This window comes from Halorubrum sp. AD140, from assembly GCF_034497445.1.
Classification (GTDB): domain Archaea; phylum Halobacteriota; class Halobacteria; order Halobacteriales; family Haloferacaceae; genus Halorubrum.
The window spans coordinates 1-16,223 of sequence record NZ_JAXRUU010000012.1 but is presented as its reverse complement, the minus strand read 5'-3'; the positions used below and the strand labels follow the sequence as shown (position 1 = coordinate 16,223).

Annotated in this window: 20 protein-coding genes and 1 pseudogene; 13 read left to right on the top strand and 8 right to left on the bottom strand. The window is 68.1% G+C overall.

The window, feature by feature from the left end; all coding sequences use genetic code 11:
- The first annotated feature begins 121 nt into the window (after positions 1-121).
- The 3 genes from serA to U4E84_RS04835 all read left to right on the top strand — a co-directional run bounded on the left by serA (position 122) and on the right by U4E84_RS04835 (position 4,009).
- A complete protein-coding gene (serA, locus tag U4E84_RS04845; protein WP_322530968.1) occupies positions 122-1,726 on the top strand; it encodes a phosphoglycerate dehydrogenase in 1,605 nt (534 codons plus the stop codon).
- A gap of 166 nt (positions 1,727-1,892) precedes the next feature.
- Positions 1,893-2,699, top strand: a complete 807-nt coding sequence (locus U4E84_RS04840) for an N-acyl homoserine lactonase family protein (protein WP_322530967.1) — start codon at positions 1,893-1,895, stop codon at positions 2,697-2,699.
- A complete protein-coding gene (locus U4E84_RS04835) occupies positions 2,696-4,009 on the top strand; it encodes a hydroxyacid-oxoacid transhydrogenase (RefSeq protein ID WP_322530966.1) in 1,314 nt (437 codons plus the stop codon). Before U4E84_RS04840 ends, U4E84_RS04835 begins: the two co-directional genes overlap by 4 nt.
- Positions 4,010-4,039: 30 nt before the next feature.
- On the opposite strand, the gene thrC is transcribed toward U4E84_RS04835, so the two are convergent.
- From thrC to U4E84_RS04815, 4 genes are all read right to left on the bottom strand, one after another.
- The gene (thrC, locus tag U4E84_RS04830; protein WP_322530965.1) at positions 4,040-5,323 is read right to left on the bottom strand and encodes a threonine synthase; all 1,284 of its coding nucleotides are present in this window, start codon (positions 5,321-5,323) and stop codon (positions 4,040-4,042) included.
- Positions 5,324-5,410: 87 nt separating this feature from the next.
- The gene (locus U4E84_RS04825) at positions 5,411-5,626 is read right to left on the bottom strand and encodes a hypothetical protein (RefSeq protein WP_322530964.1); all 216 of its coding nucleotides are present in this window, start codon (positions 5,624-5,626) and stop codon (positions 5,411-5,413) included.
- Positions 5,627-5,694: 68 nt separating this feature from the next.
- Positions 5,695-6,369: a uracil phosphoribosyltransferase gene (gene upp / locus U4E84_RS04820; RefSeq protein WP_322530963.1), complete on the bottom strand. Its 675-nt coding sequence runs from the start codon at positions 6,367-6,369 to the stop codon at positions 5,695-5,697.
- Positions 6,370-6,445: 76 nt separating this feature from the next.
- Positions 6,446-6,661, bottom strand: coding sequence for a hypothetical protein (locus U4E84_RS04815; protein WP_322530962.1), 216 nt, complete (start codon positions 6,659-6,661; stop codon positions 6,446-6,448).
- 57 nt (positions 6,662-6,718) lie between these two features.
- On the opposite strand from U4E84_RS04815, the gene U4E84_RS04810 reads away from it, so the two are divergent.
- From U4E84_RS04810 to U4E84_RS04800, 3 genes are all read left to right on the top strand, one after another.
- Positions 6,719-7,045 carry a hypothetical protein gene (locus U4E84_RS04810; protein WP_322530961.1) on the top strand — a complete coding sequence of 109 codons (327 nt, stop codon included), beginning with the start codon at positions 6,719-6,721 and terminating at the stop codon, positions 7,043-7,045.
- Positions 7,046-7,312: 267 nt separating this feature from the next.
- Positions 7,313-7,969: a bacterio-opsin activator domain-containing protein gene (locus U4E84_RS04805; RefSeq protein WP_322530960.1), complete on the top strand. Its 657-nt coding sequence runs from the start codon at positions 7,313-7,315 to the stop codon at positions 7,967-7,969.
- A gap of 69 nt (positions 7,970-8,038) precedes the next feature.
- Positions 8,039-8,398 carry a hypothetical protein gene (locus tag U4E84_RS04800; protein ID WP_322530959.1) on the top strand — a complete coding sequence of 120 codons (360 nt, stop codon included), beginning with the start codon at positions 8,039-8,041 and terminating at the stop codon, positions 8,396-8,398.
- Positions 8,399-8,570: 172 nt separating this feature from the next.
- On the opposite strand, the gene U4E84_RS04795 is transcribed toward U4E84_RS04800, so the two are convergent.
- Positions 8,571-8,882, bottom strand: coding sequence for a HalOD1 output domain-containing protein (locus U4E84_RS04795; protein WP_322530958.1), 312 nt, complete (start codon positions 8,880-8,882; stop codon positions 8,571-8,573).
- 252 nt (positions 8,883-9,134) lie between these two features.
- On the opposite strand from U4E84_RS04795, the pseudogene U4E84_RS18975 reads away from it, so the two are divergent.
- Positions 9,135-9,363, top strand: a pseudogene (locus tag U4E84_RS18975) (hypothetical protein).
- 36 nt (positions 9,364-9,399) lie between these two features.
- On the opposite strand, the gene U4E84_RS04790 reads toward U4E84_RS18975, so the two are convergent.
- Positions 9,400-10,704 carry a GTP-binding protein gene (locus U4E84_RS04790; RefSeq protein ID WP_322530957.1) on the bottom strand — a complete coding sequence of 435 codons (1,305 nt, stop codon included), beginning with the start codon at positions 10,702-10,704 and terminating at the stop codon, positions 9,400-9,402.
- A 199-nt stretch (positions 10,705-10,903) separates the two neighbouring features.
- Here U4E84_RS04790 and U4E84_RS04785 point away from each other — a divergent pair, with 199 nt between their 5' ends.
- The 4 genes from U4E84_RS04785 to U4E84_RS04770 all read left to right on the top strand — a co-directional run bounded on the left by U4E84_RS04785 (position 10,904) and on the right by U4E84_RS04770 (position 14,498).
- Positions 10,904-11,110: a hypothetical protein gene (locus U4E84_RS04785; RefSeq protein WP_322530956.1), complete on the top strand. Its 207-nt coding sequence runs from the start codon at positions 10,904-10,906 to the stop codon at positions 11,108-11,110.
- 98 nt (positions 11,111-11,208) lie between these two features.
- A complete protein-coding gene (locus U4E84_RS04780) occupies positions 11,209-11,505 on the top strand; it encodes a hypothetical protein (protein ID WP_322530955.1) in 297 nt (98 codons plus the stop codon).
- The gene (locus U4E84_RS04775) at positions 11,505-12,482 is read left to right on the top strand and encodes a TRC40/GET3/ArsA family transport-energizing ATPase (protein ID WP_322530954.1); all 978 of its coding nucleotides are present in this window, start codon (positions 11,505-11,507) and stop codon (positions 12,480-12,482) included. The genes U4E84_RS04780 and U4E84_RS04775 overlap by 1 nt, the downstream gene beginning before the upstream one ends.
- 162 nt (positions 12,483-12,644) lie before the next feature.
- Positions 12,645-14,498, top strand: coding sequence for a carbon starvation CstA family protein (locus U4E84_RS04770; protein ID WP_322530953.1), 1,854 nt, complete (start codon positions 12,645-12,647; stop codon positions 14,496-14,498).
- Between the two features lie 55 nt (positions 14,499-14,553).
- Here the strand turns inward: U4E84_RS04770 and U4E84_RS04765 are convergent, their stop codons facing one another.
- Both U4E84_RS04765 and U4E84_RS04760 read right to left on the bottom strand, forming a co-directional pair.
- On the bottom strand, positions 14,554-15,198 hold the full coding sequence (locus U4E84_RS04765; RefSeq protein WP_322530952.1) for a hypothetical protein: 645 nt from the start codon (positions 15,196-15,198) through the stop codon (positions 14,554-14,556).
- A complete protein-coding gene (locus U4E84_RS04760; RefSeq protein WP_322530951.1) occupies positions 15,191-15,571 on the bottom strand; it encodes a cupin domain-containing protein in 381 nt (126 codons plus the stop codon). The genes U4E84_RS04765 and U4E84_RS04760 overlap by 8 nt, the downstream gene beginning before the upstream one ends.
- Before the next feature lie 145 nt (positions 15,572-15,716).
- Between U4E84_RS04760 and U4E84_RS04755 the strand changes: the two genes are divergently transcribed.
- Together U4E84_RS04755 and U4E84_RS04750 are read left to right on the top strand one after the other, a co-directional pair.
- Entirely contained in the window at positions 15,717-15,968 is a 252-nt protein-coding gene (locus U4E84_RS04755) for a hypothetical protein (protein WP_322530950.1), read from the top strand.
- A 61-nt stretch (positions 15,969-16,029) separates the two neighbouring features.
- Positions 16,030-16,223 (top strand): DUF5828 family protein (locus tag U4E84_RS04750; protein WP_322530949.1); only part of this gene is annotated, 194 nt, incomplete at its 3' end.

The window sequence follows — 16,223 nt, the reverse complement described above, 5'->3', positions numbered from 1 at the left end:
ACATGAATACGTATTCTCCAGTCGAAACGAAGGGGTAGATACCCATAGACTCGGATCCGTTTGCGCGGCAAAACGGCGCGATGAGGAAAGCGTTAACCCCCCGCCGCAGGTGGATCCGGACATGAAGGTACTCGTGACCGACCCCATCGCGGACGCGGGGTTGGATCGACTCCGAGACGCCGGCCACGAGGTCGAGACCGACTACGAGGTCGAGGGCGAGGCGCTCCTCGACGCCGTGAGCGACGCCAACGCGCTCATCGTTCGCTCCGGGACCGAGGTAACCGAAGCGGTCTTCGAGGCCGCGCCGGAGCTCGTCATCGTCGGTCGCGCCGGGATCGGCGTCGACAACATCGACATCGAGGCCGCCACCGACCACGGGGTCATCGTCGCCAACGCCCCGGAGGGGAACGTCCGGGCCGCCGCCGAGCACACGGTCGCGATGACGTTCGCCGTCGCGCGCTCGATCCCGCAGGCGCACGGCCGCCTCCTCGGCGGTGAGTGGGCCAAAGGCGAGTTCCTCGGCACCGAGGTCAACAACAAGACGCTCACCATCGTCGGGCTCGGCCGCGTCGGCCAGGAGGTCGCGAAGCGGCTCGACTCGCTCGGGATGGACCTGGTCGTCTACGACCCGTACATCTCCGAGGAGCGCGCCGAGCGGCTCGGCGCCGAGCTGGTGGAGGACCTCCACGAGGCGCTCGGACGCGGCGACTTCGCGACGATCCACACGCCCCTCCTCCCCGAGACCGAGGGGATGATCGGCGAGGACGAGCTGGCCCAGCTGGAGGGCGGCTACCTCATCAACTGCGCCCGCGGCGGTATCGTCGACGAGGACGCGCTCGCCGAGGCCGTCGGCGACGGCGTCCTCGCGGGCGCCGCGCTCGACTCGTTCGCCGAGGAGCCCCTCTCGCAGGACTCGCCCCTGCTCGACGTCGAGGAGATCGTCCTCACCCCGCACCTCGGCGCCTCGACGGAGGCGGCCCAGGAGAACGTCGCCGTCGACACCGCGGAGGCCGTGATCGCCGCGTTCGACGACGAGCCGGTGCTCACCGCGCTCAACGCCCCCTCCGTCGACGAGACCGCGTTCCCGCGGATCAAGCCGTACATCGCCGTCGCGGAGACCGCCGGCAAGGTCGCCGCGCAGCTGCTCGACGGACGGATCACGGGCGTCGAGACGACCTACGAGGGCGACATCGCCGCGGAGGACGTCGAGCTCGTCACCGCGAGCGCCCTGAAGGGCGTGTTCGAGCCGCTGGAGTGGCAGGTGAACGCCGTGAACGCGCCGCGGCTCGCGGAGGAGCGCGGCATCGAGGTGACCGAGTCGAAGACGCGCCAGACCGAGGACTTCCAGAGCCTGGTGCGCGTCACCGTCCACAACGGCGAGGACTCGATCGCGGTCGAGGGCACGCTCTTCGCGGGCGAGGACCCGCGCATCGTCCGGATCGACGGGTTCCGCGTCGACGCGGTCCCGTACGGCCACATGCTGGTCGCGCGCAACACCGACGAGCCGGGCGTCATCGGGCTCATCGGGACCGTCCTCGGCGACCACGACGTGAACATCGCCGGGATGTACAACGCCCGCGAGACGCAGGGCGGCGAGGCGCTCACCGTCTACAACCTCGACCAGGACGTCCCGGACGCCGCGATCGAGGCGCTGCTGGCCGACGGCCGGATCGTCGAGGTCACCGAGATCACGCTGGACGACGCCGACGAGCGACAGGCGGAGTAGACCGCCAGGGACCGGCCGCCGTGATGTCGTGCGCTCCGCGACCGTTCCGAGCCGTGGCGCTACGGGACGAGACGAGCTGTGCTGAACTGCGCTGAGATGAGTTGAACTGAACGCGTCGACGCCCCGGAGATATACTTATGAACGAACATGATAATCATTCAATGACATGGTAGACGCCGACGTCCACGTCCTCGACCGCGGCGGGCTGTACTGCGACATGAACTACATGATGGAGGCGAACACCATCGGGAGCCACGACGAGCCGAATCCCGACACCGAGTACGACGAGATCCCAGTGTGGAACCTCGTCATCGATCACCCGGAGGCGACGATCCTCTGGGACACGGGCTCCCATCACGACGCCGCCGACGGCCACTGGCCGGAGGGGCTCACGCAGGCGTTCTACCCTCACGACGCCAGCGAGCACCGCCTCGACGACGACCTGGAGGCGGCGGGGTACTCGCTCGACGACATCGACGTGGTGTTCCAGAGCCACCTCCACCTCGATCACGCGGGCGGGCTGGAGTTCTTCGCGGGTACCGACACCCCCGTGTTCGTCCACGAGGAGGAGCTGAAGTTCGCGTACTACAGCGCGAAGACCGACGAGGGGAGCGCCGCCTACGTGCTCGACGACTTCGATCACGACCTCAACTGGCGGGTGCTCCACCGCGACCGAGAGGAGCACTTCGCCGACCTGGAGTTCGTGCGGTTCCCCGGACACACGCCCGGACTCACGGGTTCCGTGATCCACCTCGACGGCGACGGCACGGTCGTCTTCACCGGCGATCAGGCCTACATGACCGAGAACTACGAGAACGGTGTCCCGCTCGGCGGCCCGCTCGTGTGGGGAAAGACGGAGTGGGCCGAGAGCATGAACCGCATCCGCGAGCTGGAGCGCCGTCACGACGCCGAAATCGTCTTCGGTCACGACCCCGAGCAGTTCGCGGCGATCCAGCCGGGGTGGGGAGTGTGAGCTACCAGCGCTCCGTCTCGGCGGACCCCCACGAGCTCTCGCCGGAAACCGTCTGGGAGGTCCGGATGCCCGCGATCCGGGTCGGCGCCGGCGCGGCCGACGAGCTCGGCTATCAACTCGGTCAGCTCGGGCTCGACGGCGACGGTCGCGGACTGATCGTCACCGACGGGGACCTCGTCTCGCTGGGTCACGTCGACCGCGTCGCCGACGGGTTGGAGGCCGACGGGTTCGACGTCGACGTGTACGACGACGTCGAACGCGAGCCGAGCATCGCGGCCGTCGAGGAGTGCATCGGGTTCGTCCGTGATGAGATGGGTGCGGACGGGTACGACTTCTACCTCGGACTGGGCGGCGGCAGCTGTATGGACACCGCGAAGGCGGCGCGGGCGATCGTCGCCAACGGCGGCGACGTGCTCGACTACGTGGCCGCGCCGACCGGCGCGGGCGAGGACCTCACTGAATCGGGTCCCCCGCTGATTCTGTTGCCGACGACCGCGGGAACGGGCTCGGAGATCTCGCCCGTGGCGATCCTCTCTGTGACAGAGAAGGACATCAAGGAGGGGATCTCCAGCACGCACGTCCGGGCGGACGCCGCGGTGCTCGACCCGCGGCTCACCACGACGCTGCCGCCGGATCTCACGGCGAAGACCGCGATGGACGCGCTGGGCCACGCGATCGAGGGATACACCACCCACCGCTACGACGATCTGCTCCGGCCGGAGGACCCGGCCGATCGACCGGTGTACGCGGGTCGAACCGGATTCACGGAGATGTTCAGCGAGAAGGCGATCGATCTCCTCTCGTCGAACGTGCGCCGCGTGGTCAACAACGGCGACGACATCGAGGCCCGCGGAGCGATGTTGAAGGGCGCGCTGTTCGGCGCCATCGCCGGTCTCACCGCGGGAGCGAGCCTCGCGCACGCGATGGCGTACCCCGTCGGCAACAACTATCACACGTACCACGGTGAGACGATCGCGGCGCTCACGCCCGCGAGCACCCTCGGCTACAACGTCGCCAGCGACCCGCCGCGGTTCGCGAGGGTGGCGGAGATGCTCGGCGCCGACACGTCGGGGATGAGTACCCGCGACGCCGCCGACGAGGCCCGCGAGGCGTTCGTACGGCTTCAGCGGGATCTCAACGTGCTGCCGAGCGGACTCAACGAGCTGGCAGGGATCACCGTCGACGACGTCGGCGTGCTCGCCGAACGCACCGTCGAGAGCCAGCAGCGACTGCTCCGGTGTAACCCGCGACCCGTGACGAAGGCGGACGTCGAGGAGGTGTTCCAGGACGCGCTGTACAACTGGGAATAGCGAGCCGGCGGTTCGCTGGACGCCGGCCGATCAGTCGCGCAGGTGCTCGACGACCGCCTCGACGTCGTTCGGGACGGGTTCGGGGTCGCCGCCGGCCTCGTAGGCGGCGTCGGGGTCCTTCAGGAGGTGGCCCGTCGTCAGGCAGACCACCTGCTCGTCGTCCTCGACGACGCCCCGACGGCGCAGCTTCCGCAGGCCGGCGAGGCTCGCCGCGGAGGCGGGCTCGACGCCGACGCCCTCCTCGGCGAGGTCGCGCTGCGCCTCGGTGATCTCCGAATCGCTCACGGCGACGGCGGTGCCGCCCGTGTTGCGAATTCCGGGTATCGCCTTCGGCGCGTTGACCGGGTTGCCGATGCGGATCGCGGTCGCGCGCGTCTCGACCTCCTCCCACCGGCGGACCTCGTCGTTCCCCTCTTCGATCGCCTCGACCATCGGCGCGGCGCCCTCGGCCTGCACGCCCGTCAGTTTGGGGACCTCGTCGACGTCGAGCGCGCCCGACTGGACGAGCTCGCGGAACGCTTTATAAAGAGCAGCGGTGTTGCCCGCGTTGCCGACGGGGAGGACGATCCGGTCCGGGAAGGCCCCGTAGTCGTCGCGGAACTCCTCCAATATCTCGAAGCCGATCGTCTTCTGACCCTCCAGGCGGAACGGGTTCAGGGAGTTGAGCAGGTACGCCTCGCCGCGGGCGGCGAGCTCCTGGACGATGTCGAGGCAGGCGTCGAAGTTGCCGTCGACCTCCAGGATGCGGGCGCCGTGGAGGCTCGCCTGCGCGACCTTCCCGGCGGCGACCTTCCCCGCGGGGAGGAGCACGAGCGTCTCCATGTCGCCGCGCCCGCCGTAGGCGGCGAGCGCGGCCGAGGTGTTCCCGGTGGAGGCGCACGCGAGCGCGCCGACGCCGAGCTCCTTCGCGACCCGGACGCCGACGGTCATCCCGCGGTCCTTGAACGAGCCGGTGGGGTTCATCCCCTCGTGTTTGATCCGGAGCGCGTCGACCCCGACCGCCTCCTCGATCCGCGGGACGCGGTGGAGCGGGGTGTCCCCCTCGGGGAGCGTGACCCCCAGATCGAAGGGGAGCGCCTCCCGGTAGCGCCAGACGCCGCGGTCGGGGCCCTCCGAGGACGCGCCCGACCCGAACTTCTCGAACGTCGGCGGGTCGGCGTAGCGCACCTCCAACAGGCCATCGCACTCGTCGCAGGTGTACCGGACGTCCTCGAAGGGCGCGAACGTCTCGTCGCACTCGATGCAGGCGAGCCACGCCCCGTCGGCTGCGCAGTCGGGCGCCGTCGGGGCCAGGGCGTCGATGGCGAGGTCCATTACGTCGCCGTCCGTGCCGGCGCGGCTTAAGCCGGGCGGTCGAAGCGGACATCGCCGGTCAGAGGGTGGGGAAGGAGAGCCGTCCGGTCAGTCGACGATGATTTCGGAGTCCTCGTCCGACCCGTCGCGGCCGGAGCCGAGCCGGTCCTGATAGCGCTGGATCCAGTCGGCGAAGCAGTCGGGACAGAGCCGCTGCGTGTCGATGTTCGCCCGGTCGACGCTCAGCCGGAGCGTCCGCGAGAGCGCGTCCGTCGTGGGCTCGCCGCAGCCGTCGCAGGGCTCGGTCGTCGGCGCGTCGCTCATACCGATCGGTGGCGGGGGTCCCTCTTAAAAGTACGTCGACGGCGGGGAGAGCGCCGGCGGGTACGGCGTCAGACCGTTCGGAACGCGCGGTCACCCGCGTCGCCGAGCCCCGGCACGATGAACCCGTCGCCGTCGAGGTGGTCGTCGATGGCGACCGTCAGCAGGTCCGCCTCGGGGACCTCCTCGCGCACGCGGACGAGGCCGTCGGGCGCGGAGACCGCCGAGAGGACGAACAGGTCCTCGAAGTCCTCGGCGTCGTCGAGGACGTGGTCGAGCACCGCACACATCGTCGAGCCGGTCGCGAGCATCGGGTCGGCGACGATAACGGTGTCGTCGGGACCAATCTCGGGCAGCTTCACGTAGTCGATGGAGATCGGGAACTCACCGTCGGTCATCCCGGCCTCCTCGTCGCGGCCGGCGGAGATGACGCCCTGCTTCGCGCGCGGGAACGCCTTCAGGAGCCCCTCGACGAACGGGGTCGCGGCCCGCAACACGTTGATGATCACCACGTCGTCGAGCCCCTTCACGCGCTCGCCGGTCGTCTCCTGGAGGGGGGTCGTCACCGGGACGTACTCCGTCTCCATCGCGCCGTCGATGATCTCGTAGCCGCAGATGCGGCCGAGCTTCACGAGCCCCTTCCGGAACGCGACCTGTTCGGTCTCGACGTCACGGAGCCGCGAGAGGGTGTCCTTCGCCAGCGCGTGCGTGATGAGGTACGCGTCGTCGCGGTCTTCGATCGTCATTGTCGGGAGAGGGACCGCGTTCGGCTTAAAACGTGGCGAACCCCGTCCACCGGCGGTCTCCGCCGGTGGGACCGACTCACCGCAACACCGCGGCGTACGTCACCCCGAAGAGGATCAGCGCGAGCGCGCCGACGTTCGCGGGGGTGAGCGCGGCCACGCCGAGCAGGTCGAGCCCCCAGACGACGGTCCACGCGAACCACGCGGAGAGGACCGCGTTCAACAGCAGGATCAGCCGCGGGTCGCCCTTCGAGCTCTCGACGCCCTCGCGGATCCCCTTCGGCTCCTCGCTCATACGGGAACCCGGAGTGACCGCCACTTAGCTCTTGTCCGTGGGGCCCGTACGTCGCGCATGCCCGTCGAGGTCCACGTTCACAACCGTCACGGGTCTCGGGTGGACCCGGTGCCGTTCCTCGTCACCGCCGGGCTCGCGTTCGCGTTCGCGCTCTCGTTCGGCCCGATCTACGGCCTCTCGTACGGTCTCACGCTCGCGACGTCGCTGGCGGTGTCGTCGACGGCCTTCGCGGTCGCGACCGCGATCGCCTACCAACAGCTCGTGCGGTGCGCCCCGCCGCTCGACGCCGGCCCGCTGCCGCCCGGACCGCGAGTCGAGCGGCTGCTGTACGCCGGGATGGGTCTCGGCGTCCTGATCGTCGCCCTCACCCTCCCGCTGCTCTGATCCGCCCTCAGTCCGGTATCGAGCTCTGAAGCGTTCACTACGACTGCGAATCGCGCGCCGAATACGGCGGGGAGTCAGTACGCGAGCGACGGTATCCCTCCAAACGACGTCTGAACGAGTCCGCAGCCTGATCAGTCGGTTCCGTTACAACCATACGCAGTTGACGATTCCCCCCGCTCCCGATCGCTCGATACAGTGACAGCGTCACGAGACCGGCTGGTCGTTCGGCTAAAGCCTTTTACAGTTATGAATCCAACATATTGGTCTATGGCTACTGAGGCGACGTTCACGGTTCCTGCGGACGAGTTCCCCCTGGGGACCGTGTTCGAACAACTCCCCGACGTGACGGTCGAACTGGAGCGACTCATTCCCGCACGGGACGTGCTCATCCCCTACTTCTGGGTGCGTGGTACCGAAGTCGACGATATCGAGAGCGCGTTCACCGAGCACCCGGGCGTGAAGGACATCCGGCTCGTTGACTCTGTCGCTGACGAGTACCTGTTACGCCTCGAGTGGGCGCTGGACTACGACGACGTGCTAACTGTACTGGCGGAGACCGGGGTACCCCTGATCGAGGGCACCGGGACGAAACAACAGTGGACGTTCAAGATCCGCGGTGATAATCGAAATGACATCTCACTCTTCCACGAACGCTGTCGAGAGCTAGGCATCCCGATCACGTTGACACAGTTGTACGCGCTCGCGCCGACTGGGACGACGGCCGAAACCGGCCTCACTGACACCCAACAAGAGGCACTGGTACTCGCCTACGAGCGCGGATACTTCGAGTCTCCGCAGGAAGTAACGTTGGAAGCGCTCGGCGAGGAACTCGGCATTTCACAGCAGGCCGTCGGCTCCCGTCTCCAAGGAGGGATCAAGCACGTCCTGGGGAGCACGCTCTCCGCCCTGCGGGTCGACTTCTGAGTGGGTGCGTAAAAACGGTTTGTGTCTGAAAATGGCATTTTGATTCCGGTGGGCCGTCCGCATTAGGACATGAGTTCGACGCCAACCGACTTCGACTCGGTACTCGACCTGTGTCAACATCAGCACCGTCGGATCGTCCTCGGGGTGCTCGCAGAAGAACAGCGGCCGGTGACGCTCAGCGACCTCACGCGGGCCGTCCTCCGGTACAACCATCATACGCACCCGACAGAGGCGTCTGAGGACGTTATCACGAAGACTCGCATCTCGTTATCCCATGTCCACCTCCCGAAGCTGGTCGAAGAAGGGTACGTACACTATGACACAGAACGCCAGCTCGTGGAACCGATCGAGCAATCAGCGCAGGTACAGCAGACCCTCTCTACGATCCTTGCTGCCGATTCCTCGCTCGATATGCCGGTAGACCGATAGTGCCGATCAGCCGCTCTCAGTTCGGGGGCAAACGCCAACCGCGATGAAATCGGGAGATATACAGACGCCAGAACACACTGACGGTGAACGTACGACCGATTGGCCGAGACCATCGGACGACCCGCAGCCTGCAACGTCGGGCTAGCCATCAGAGAGCGGTACGGGCCCGAGGCTACGCACTCGCAGAGGGGCGTACCTCTTCGCTCTCGAAAAACCGAAGCCAGCGATCCTCGATCTCGACCGTGTAGCCCTGATACTCGAAGGCGAGCCGATACGGAGTCGACGACTCGCTCGCGTGGGTCACGAACGAGTCTATCCCCTCCGGATCCACGCTGTCCCAGAGCGGTTCGAGCTCGGCTGCATCTCGGTCTGTCAGGTCGGCAATACTACTGACCACGATATAACTCGCCGATTGGTCGGTGGCCTCGTCCAAATCGACTTTGTACACGGGAAGTTTCCCGTCTCCGTTTTCTTGGATGTTCATGACAGTTACACAACAAAACCTTCGGTACTCTTCCAACGAGCCGAGTTGAACGTGAAGATACAAGGTTCTTACACCGAATATATTTGGTCTCTCATCTGGTTGGTTCTGTTCGTCAGCGGCGAGCGCCCGTCTCCAGGACGACCACCGGAACGCGGCTCGGGCTCGGGCGACCGGACGGAGTGGTCTCCGCTGCTGTGCGTACAGTTCACACAACAGCGGGAGCGTAACATGGCCTCCCTCGGGGGAGTCTCTATGGGGATATTCGACACGGTAACGAGCGTGCTGGAGGGGTCGACGCAGCGCGCGCCCGGAAACGCCGGCGACGACGGCTCGGAGGGTGTGACGACTGCGGCGTCCGGGTCCGGGACGTCGAGGTCGGCGCGGAGGGGCTCGACCGCGACGACGACGGGACGCCCGCGTGTCCCGACTGCGGCGAGTCGATGCGGTTCGAGCGCGCGAGCGGGACGGCTGCGCCTGCTGAGAGCGCCTCCGCGTCCTCACGGCACCGACCCTCGTCTCAGGGCTCGCGGAGCGCCAGCTCCCCGCCCTGGTCGGTCGGGAACGGGAACTCCCCGTCCGTCGCGGTCGTCGCGCTCGCGTCGTCCTCGAAGGCCGCCCACTCCGCGTCGTCGACGAGCGCGTCGTCGAGGCGCTCGCGGATCGCCGCCTCGTCGATGCCCGCCCCGATGACGACGTACTCGGTCAGGCGGTCGCCGTGCTCGTCGTCCCAGTCGAGCGCCGGTCGGTTCGAGCGCAGCATGTCGCGCTCCACGGTCGGGAGGCTCGCGATCCACGGGCCGAGCGCCGTGACGCGCACCGACGCGCCGGCCTGCCCGACCTGCTGGCGCTGGTCGGTGCCCGCGACCCACAGCGTCCCCTTCGAGCGGACGACGTCCGCGGGAAGGTCGCGCAGGACGGCGGCGATCCGGTCCGGGTGAAACGGTCGCCGGCGGCGGTAGGTGAAGGAGGTGACGCCGTACACATCGTCCGGGTGGCGGTGGTCGTGGTCGCCGTTCCCCTCACGGCGGTGGTCGTGGCCGTGGCCGTGGTCTCCCCCGTGGCCGTGGCCGTCCCCGTCGCCCCCGTGCTCGTGGTCCTCACGTCCCTCGGCCAGCGCCCGCTTCCACCCCGGCCGGCCGCCGAGCTCGCCAGCGTCGAACAGTCCGACGTCGAGGATTCGGTCGGGATCGACCGCGGAGAACTCGGCGACGACCGTCTCCGCGTCGGGCTGGAGCGCGCCCACCAGCTCGACCGCCTCGTCGAGCTCCTCGTCGGTACAGAGGTCGGCCTTGTTACACACCACGAGGTTCGACACCTCGACCTGCTCAACGAGGAGGTCGGAGAGCGGACGGGCGTTCTCGTCGTCGTCCGCGGCGACGCGCCGCTCGGGGACGGCGTCGCCCCCGAAGGCGTCAAGGAACTGTCGCGTGTCGATCACGGTCACCAGCGCGTCGACCCGGTAGCGGGCCGCCGCGCGCGACTCGGTCGTGAACAGCCGGGCGACCGGGGCGGGCTCGGAGATGCCCGACGACTCGACGACGAGCGCGTCGAAGGAGCGCTCGTTCGCGAGCCGGACCACCGCGGTCTCCAGGTCGTCCTGCAGCTCACAACAGATACAGCCGTTCGACAGCTCGGTGACGCCCTCGACGTCGACCTCCGACCCCTCGGCGATCAGCGCCGCGTCCACGTTGACGTCGCCCATGTCGTTGACGAGGACGGCGATGTCGCGGTCGCCGGCGTTTCGCAGCAGGTGGTTCAAAAGCGTCGTCTTGCCCGCACCGAGCCCCCCCGAGAGCACGGTCACCGGGATCCGGTCGTCCATGCGAGTGGCTCGGTGGGCGGGGCCCTTCAACTCCGCGGCGGCGGACGCGATCGATGTTCCCGGACGCGCGGGCGGTCGGCACGTTCCCGCCGGCTGGTGGAGCCCGACGCGGGGCGTTGGAAGCCGACGCAGGCGTTGGAAGCCAACGCGGGCGTTGGAAGCCGACACGTTGATACGTCGCGCCCCCGCACCGCCGACCATGTTCGAGTACGTGTCGGCGGTGAGCATGGTGGCAATCGCGATGACCGTCCTGATGGTCGTCGCGATGCTGTACCTCGTCTGGGGAGCGGTCGGCGAGGACGCGCACACGCCGACCCCCGACGACGGCGAGCGGCCGGAGCTCGGCGAGGGGGAGGAGACGACCGAGGCGCAGGGCGAGCTGGCCGCAGACGGGAACTCGGCCTGACCGGAGCTTCGCCCGACCGCGTTCCGACCGAACCGCTGACGAGCACCCGACGCGTGACCGCGACAGCTTTTACCGAGCGCCGACCGTCACGACCGATAATGACAGTCGCAGACCGGATCGACGCGTTCCGAGCGGCCCTCGACGAGTGGCTCCGCGGCCTGTATCACGGGATGATCACGCACCCGGCCTACGAGAAGATCGAGAAGGAGGCCGAGGACACGGAAGACGAGTTCATGCTCGCGTGCTTCCCGGACGCGTTCGGGATCCCCTCGCCGGTCTCGTACTACACCGCCGAACTGCTCCCGTACCTCGAAGACGAGTTCGAGGCGTGGGAGCGGCGGCTGTGGGACCGCGAGAGCCTCATCGAACGAAAGGGTCAGCAGTACCACTTTTGATGGAGCGGTTCGTCTTCTTCGGCGGAAAAGGCGGAGTCGGCAAGACCACGGTCTCGTGTGCGTACGCGTATCGCTGTGCGGAGGCCGGGCTGCGGACGCTCGTCGTCTCCACCGACCCCGCGCACTCGGTGTCGGACGTGTTCGGCCAGCAGTTCGGCGACGATCCGGAACCGGTCGACGGAGTAGCGGGGCTCGACGCGATGGAGATCGACCCCGAAGACGAGATGCAGCGGCACCTCCAGGAGATCCGGGAGGGGCTCTCCGAGCAGGTGTCGGCGGCGATGGTCTCGGAGATCAACCGGCAGCTGGAGATGTCACACGGGACGCCGGGCGCGTACGAGGCCGCCCTCTTCGACGCGTTCGTCGGCGTGATGCGCGAGGAGAGCGAGGCGTACGACCGCGTCGTCTTCGACACCGCACCGACCGGCTCGACGCTGCGACTCCTCGGGCTCCCGGAGTTCCTCGGCGACTGGATCGACCGCCTGCTGTACAAGCGAAAGCAGTCGATCGACCTGTTCGAGAAGGCCGCGATCGGCGACATGGAGCCGCGGCGCCTGATGGACGGCGACCCCGTCTTAGAGCGCCTCCAGCGCCGCAAGGAGTTCTTCGAGTTCGCCGGCGCCACGATGCGGAGCGACGCCGCCTTCTTCCTCGTGTTGAACCCCGACCAGCTGTCCGTCAACGAGACGGGCCGGGCGATCGAGGGGTTCACCGAGCGCGACCTGCGCGTCCGCGGGCTCGTCGCCAACAAGCTCACTCCGTCGCCGGACGCCGACGAGGAGGGGCGCGGCGCCAGCTACCTCCGCGAGAAGGTCGCGACCGAGCGCGAGCGGCTCGACCAGGTCCGCGAGGAGTTCGAGCCGCCGTTGGTCGCCGAGATCGAGTCGCGAACGCGGGAGGTCCGCGGGGACGTGCTCTCTGAGGTCGCGGCCGCGCTCGACGTCGAGACGGGGCAGCCGGCGGGCGCGCGCGAGTAAGGAACGCGCTCCGAGACGCGGAATCAACTGTTCGTGCCGAGAAACGAACCTCGACACGGCCACCTTCGGGCGATTTTTTCGGACTCCGACGCGTAACCATCACGGTCGAAGCCAATATTTAATACGTTCTTACCGAACCGAGTTCACGAGGCAGGGGAACTTATGACAAACGTAATATGGATCATCGTCGCTGTGCTCGCCACGTTCACCGTGGGATACATGGGGTACTCGCGCTACCTCTCGCGGTTCGTCGAACTCGACGACGAGCGGGAGACGCCGGCACACAAGTACGAGGACGGACAGGAGTACGTACCGTCGAAGAAGCCGGTACTGCTGGGGCATCACTTCTCGAGCATCGCGGGCGGCGCGCCGATCGTCGGCCCGATCACCGCGGGAGCCATCTGGGGGTGGGTCCCCGCGATGCTGTGGATCGCGATCGGCAACCCGCTGATGGGAGCGGTCCACGACTTCATCTCGCTGTCCAGCTCGATCCGCCACGAGGGGCGCTCGATCGGGTACATCGTGGGCCAGTACGTGGGCGAACGCGGGAAGAACCTCCTGTTGTGGTTCGCGTTCCTCACCATCATCCTCGTCGTCGCGGTGTTCGCGTTCGTCGTCGGCGTCGTGTTCAACGCGTTCCCGCAGGTGACGACCGCCAGCACCGTGTACGTGGTGCTCGCGCTGCTTTTCGGCGTGTACCTCTACCAGCTCAACGGGCCGTTCATTCCGGGGACGGTCCTGTTCGTCGCCGGCGTGTTCGCCGGCGTCTGGGTCGGCATCCAGTACCCGTTCGCGCTGTTCGAGCTCGCCGAGGGGAGCCACCCCGCGGGGACGTTCGTGCTGTTCAGCGGGAGCACGGGGAGCTGGGTACCCGCCGCGGGACAGATCGGCGGTAACGCCGCCGCGTGGGTTCCGATCGTGATGGTGTACGCCGGCATCGCGAGCGCGCTTCCGGTGTGGGTGCTGCTCCAGCCGCGCGACTACCTCTCGTCGTTCCTGCTGTACGCCGGCGTCGGCGGCGGCGTGCTGGCGATCATCGCCGGAACGCTCATCACGACCCCGGCGGAGCCGCTCACGATCGACTCCTCGATCGGCGTGTTCGAGGGCTTCTGGGGGATCGAGGCGGCGGGCCTCTTCCCGCTGTTCCCGCTGCTCTTCATCACCATCGCGTGCGGGACGATCAGCGGGTTCCACTCGCTCGTCTCGTCGGGGACGACCTCGAAGCAGCTCAACAAGGAGAGCGACGCCCGCCTGATCGGCTACGGCGGGATGCTCGGCGAGGGGCTGCTCGGCGCGCTCGCGCTGTCGACGCTCGCGGTCGCCGGCTTCGCCGGTGACGCCGCGGCCGGCGGCATCGGCGGCGCGCTGCCGAACTTCGCGACCGGCGGCGGGATCATCCTCACGAGCTTCGGGATCCCCCAGACCATCGGGAGCGTGTTCATGGCGCTCGTGCTCGTGAGCTTCCTGCTCACGTCCACCGACACCGCCGTGCGTCTGGGTCGGTACATGGTGGAAGAGATCGTCGGCATGGACGACGGGATGACCGTCTCCGGGCTCTCCGGCGGCCTCGGTGCGGTCGCCCGCGGTCGGTACACGAACCCGGTTATCCAGATCGGCATCGCGTACCTGCTCGTCGTCTCCGGCCAGTGGCAGACGCTCTGGGGGCTGTTCGGCGGCGCGAACCAGCTCCTCGCGGCGCTGGCGCTGCTCACCGGCACCGTCTGGCTCGCCAACTGGGACGAGTCCAAGCAGCTCGTCTCCACCGGCGTGCCGATGGCGATCATGGTCACGATCACCGTCCTCGGACTGGCGTGGATCGCGCTGTACAACAACCTCTACGTCAACCTGATCCAGGGCGGCGCCGAGGCGCTCATCCCGCAGCTCTCGTCCGCGGCGCAGATGATCCTGGGCATCGCGCTGATTTACCTCGCCCTGTCGCTCGTCCGGATCGGAGTCGGTAACCTCCGCTCTGCGAGGCGGGGGGAGGCGCCCGCGGTCGAGCCGAGCGACGACTGACGGCGACGCCGCTCCGCGGTGCGGTTCGTTTTTCGAACTCCGTTTTGTAAACCGGTCAGCGCCAGAATCGTTTCGCGAACTTCGAAAAGATCCCGTCGTCCGGCTTCCGGACCGGCTCCCACAACCGGAGCGCCTCGGCGCTGCCCGTGGCCTCGCTGGCGACGAGCCGCTCCTCGTCGGGCGCGACGGCGACGAGGTTCACCTCGTAGTGGCCGTAGTAGCCGAACTTCAGCAGCGTCCGGTCGCGGAACCCGTCGACGAACTCGGCGACCGCGTCCGGGATCCGGTCGGCGACGAGCACGACCGTGACGTCGGTGCCGTAGTGCTGTTCGTTCCCGTCGACTCGCTCGTCGGCGACGCCGTGGGCGAACTCCACGAGCCGCTCGAACTCGGCGACCGTCGGAGCGGCGACGCGCCGGGCGAACAGGTGCTCCATCACGTCGTGGTCCGCGTAGCTCAGGGCCGGGTGGAGGAACTGTTTCTGGTTCCGCATCCGCATCTCCGCGTACAGATCGAACCGCTCTCCGTCGACGACGACGTCGGCGTCGAGGTCGTAGCTGTACATGAGCCGGTCGGAGACGCGGTCGAGGTACTCGTCGTCGTAGTCGGGGACGTTCTCACGGATCTCGGCCGGCAGCTCTTCGGGGTCGCGGCGGCCGTCGCCCGCGCTGTCGCCCTCGCCGTCGGCCGCGTCACTCATCGCCCGGGTCGTAGGCGACCGCGTCGTCTGCGGCGGGCGGTGCGCCGATCGCCAGGACGGTCACCGGCCCGTCGGCGTCGGCCGCGTTGTACGCTCGCTGCGGACTCTCGGGGTCGACGACGAACAGGTCGTCCGCCGGGACCTCGTAGACGCCATCGGGCGTCTCCACCGAGAGGGTCCCGTCGAGGACGTAGAACGCCTCCTGTTGTGTCTCGTGGTAGTGGTACGCGAGCGGGAGCTGTTCGCCCGGCTCGGCGCGGAAGCGGTTGATCGCCGCGGCGTCGAGCCCGCCGGGGTCGGAGAGCTTACGGCACTCGCAGGGTCGGTCGGGCTCCGGTTCGACGGAGTCGATGTCGACGACGCGGTATCCCATGTGAACTCGTTCCACGGAGCGGGTGAAAAGGGCGTCGGGCCGGCTCCGGGACACCGGTGACCCTCCCTCTCGCCGGTGGACGGCCACGGCGGGCCGGCAGCGGGATTTATGCGCATCGGACGCCAACGCTCGGACGAGAACACGCATGTCCGACCAAGAGAACGCGACCGACGGCGAGATCCGGGCGGAGGCGTGCGGTCGGTGCTCGATGTCGACCGTCGTCGGCGCGGTACACGGCGACAAGAACGCCGACGAGCGCGCCAGTCACGACCCGTTCGCCGGCGGGCGGATCGAGGTCGACGAGTCGACGTTTCGGCGGGTGTCGCCGGGGGGGTTCCTCAGCGACCTCAAAGACCGCGTCGACGCGCTCGGTCGCCGCCTCTCGTACGGGAAATAGCGACCGACTCACGTCAGTTCGGGGAGACTTATACGCGTTCGTTCCGTACGGGGGGTAACTGATGGAAGAGAGCATCTCCGGCTTCAAGGTGCGCGGAGACTGGGGCGACGTCGTCGAGCACGGCGAGCGGATCGCCTTGGCGCTCCGGGAGACCGGCGCCGACGGCGACGCCTACTACGAGTTCGACGAGTGGCGACCCAAGTCTCACGAGCGCATCGACGAGGACGTGTCGGCGAAAACCGCCGAGCAGGCGTC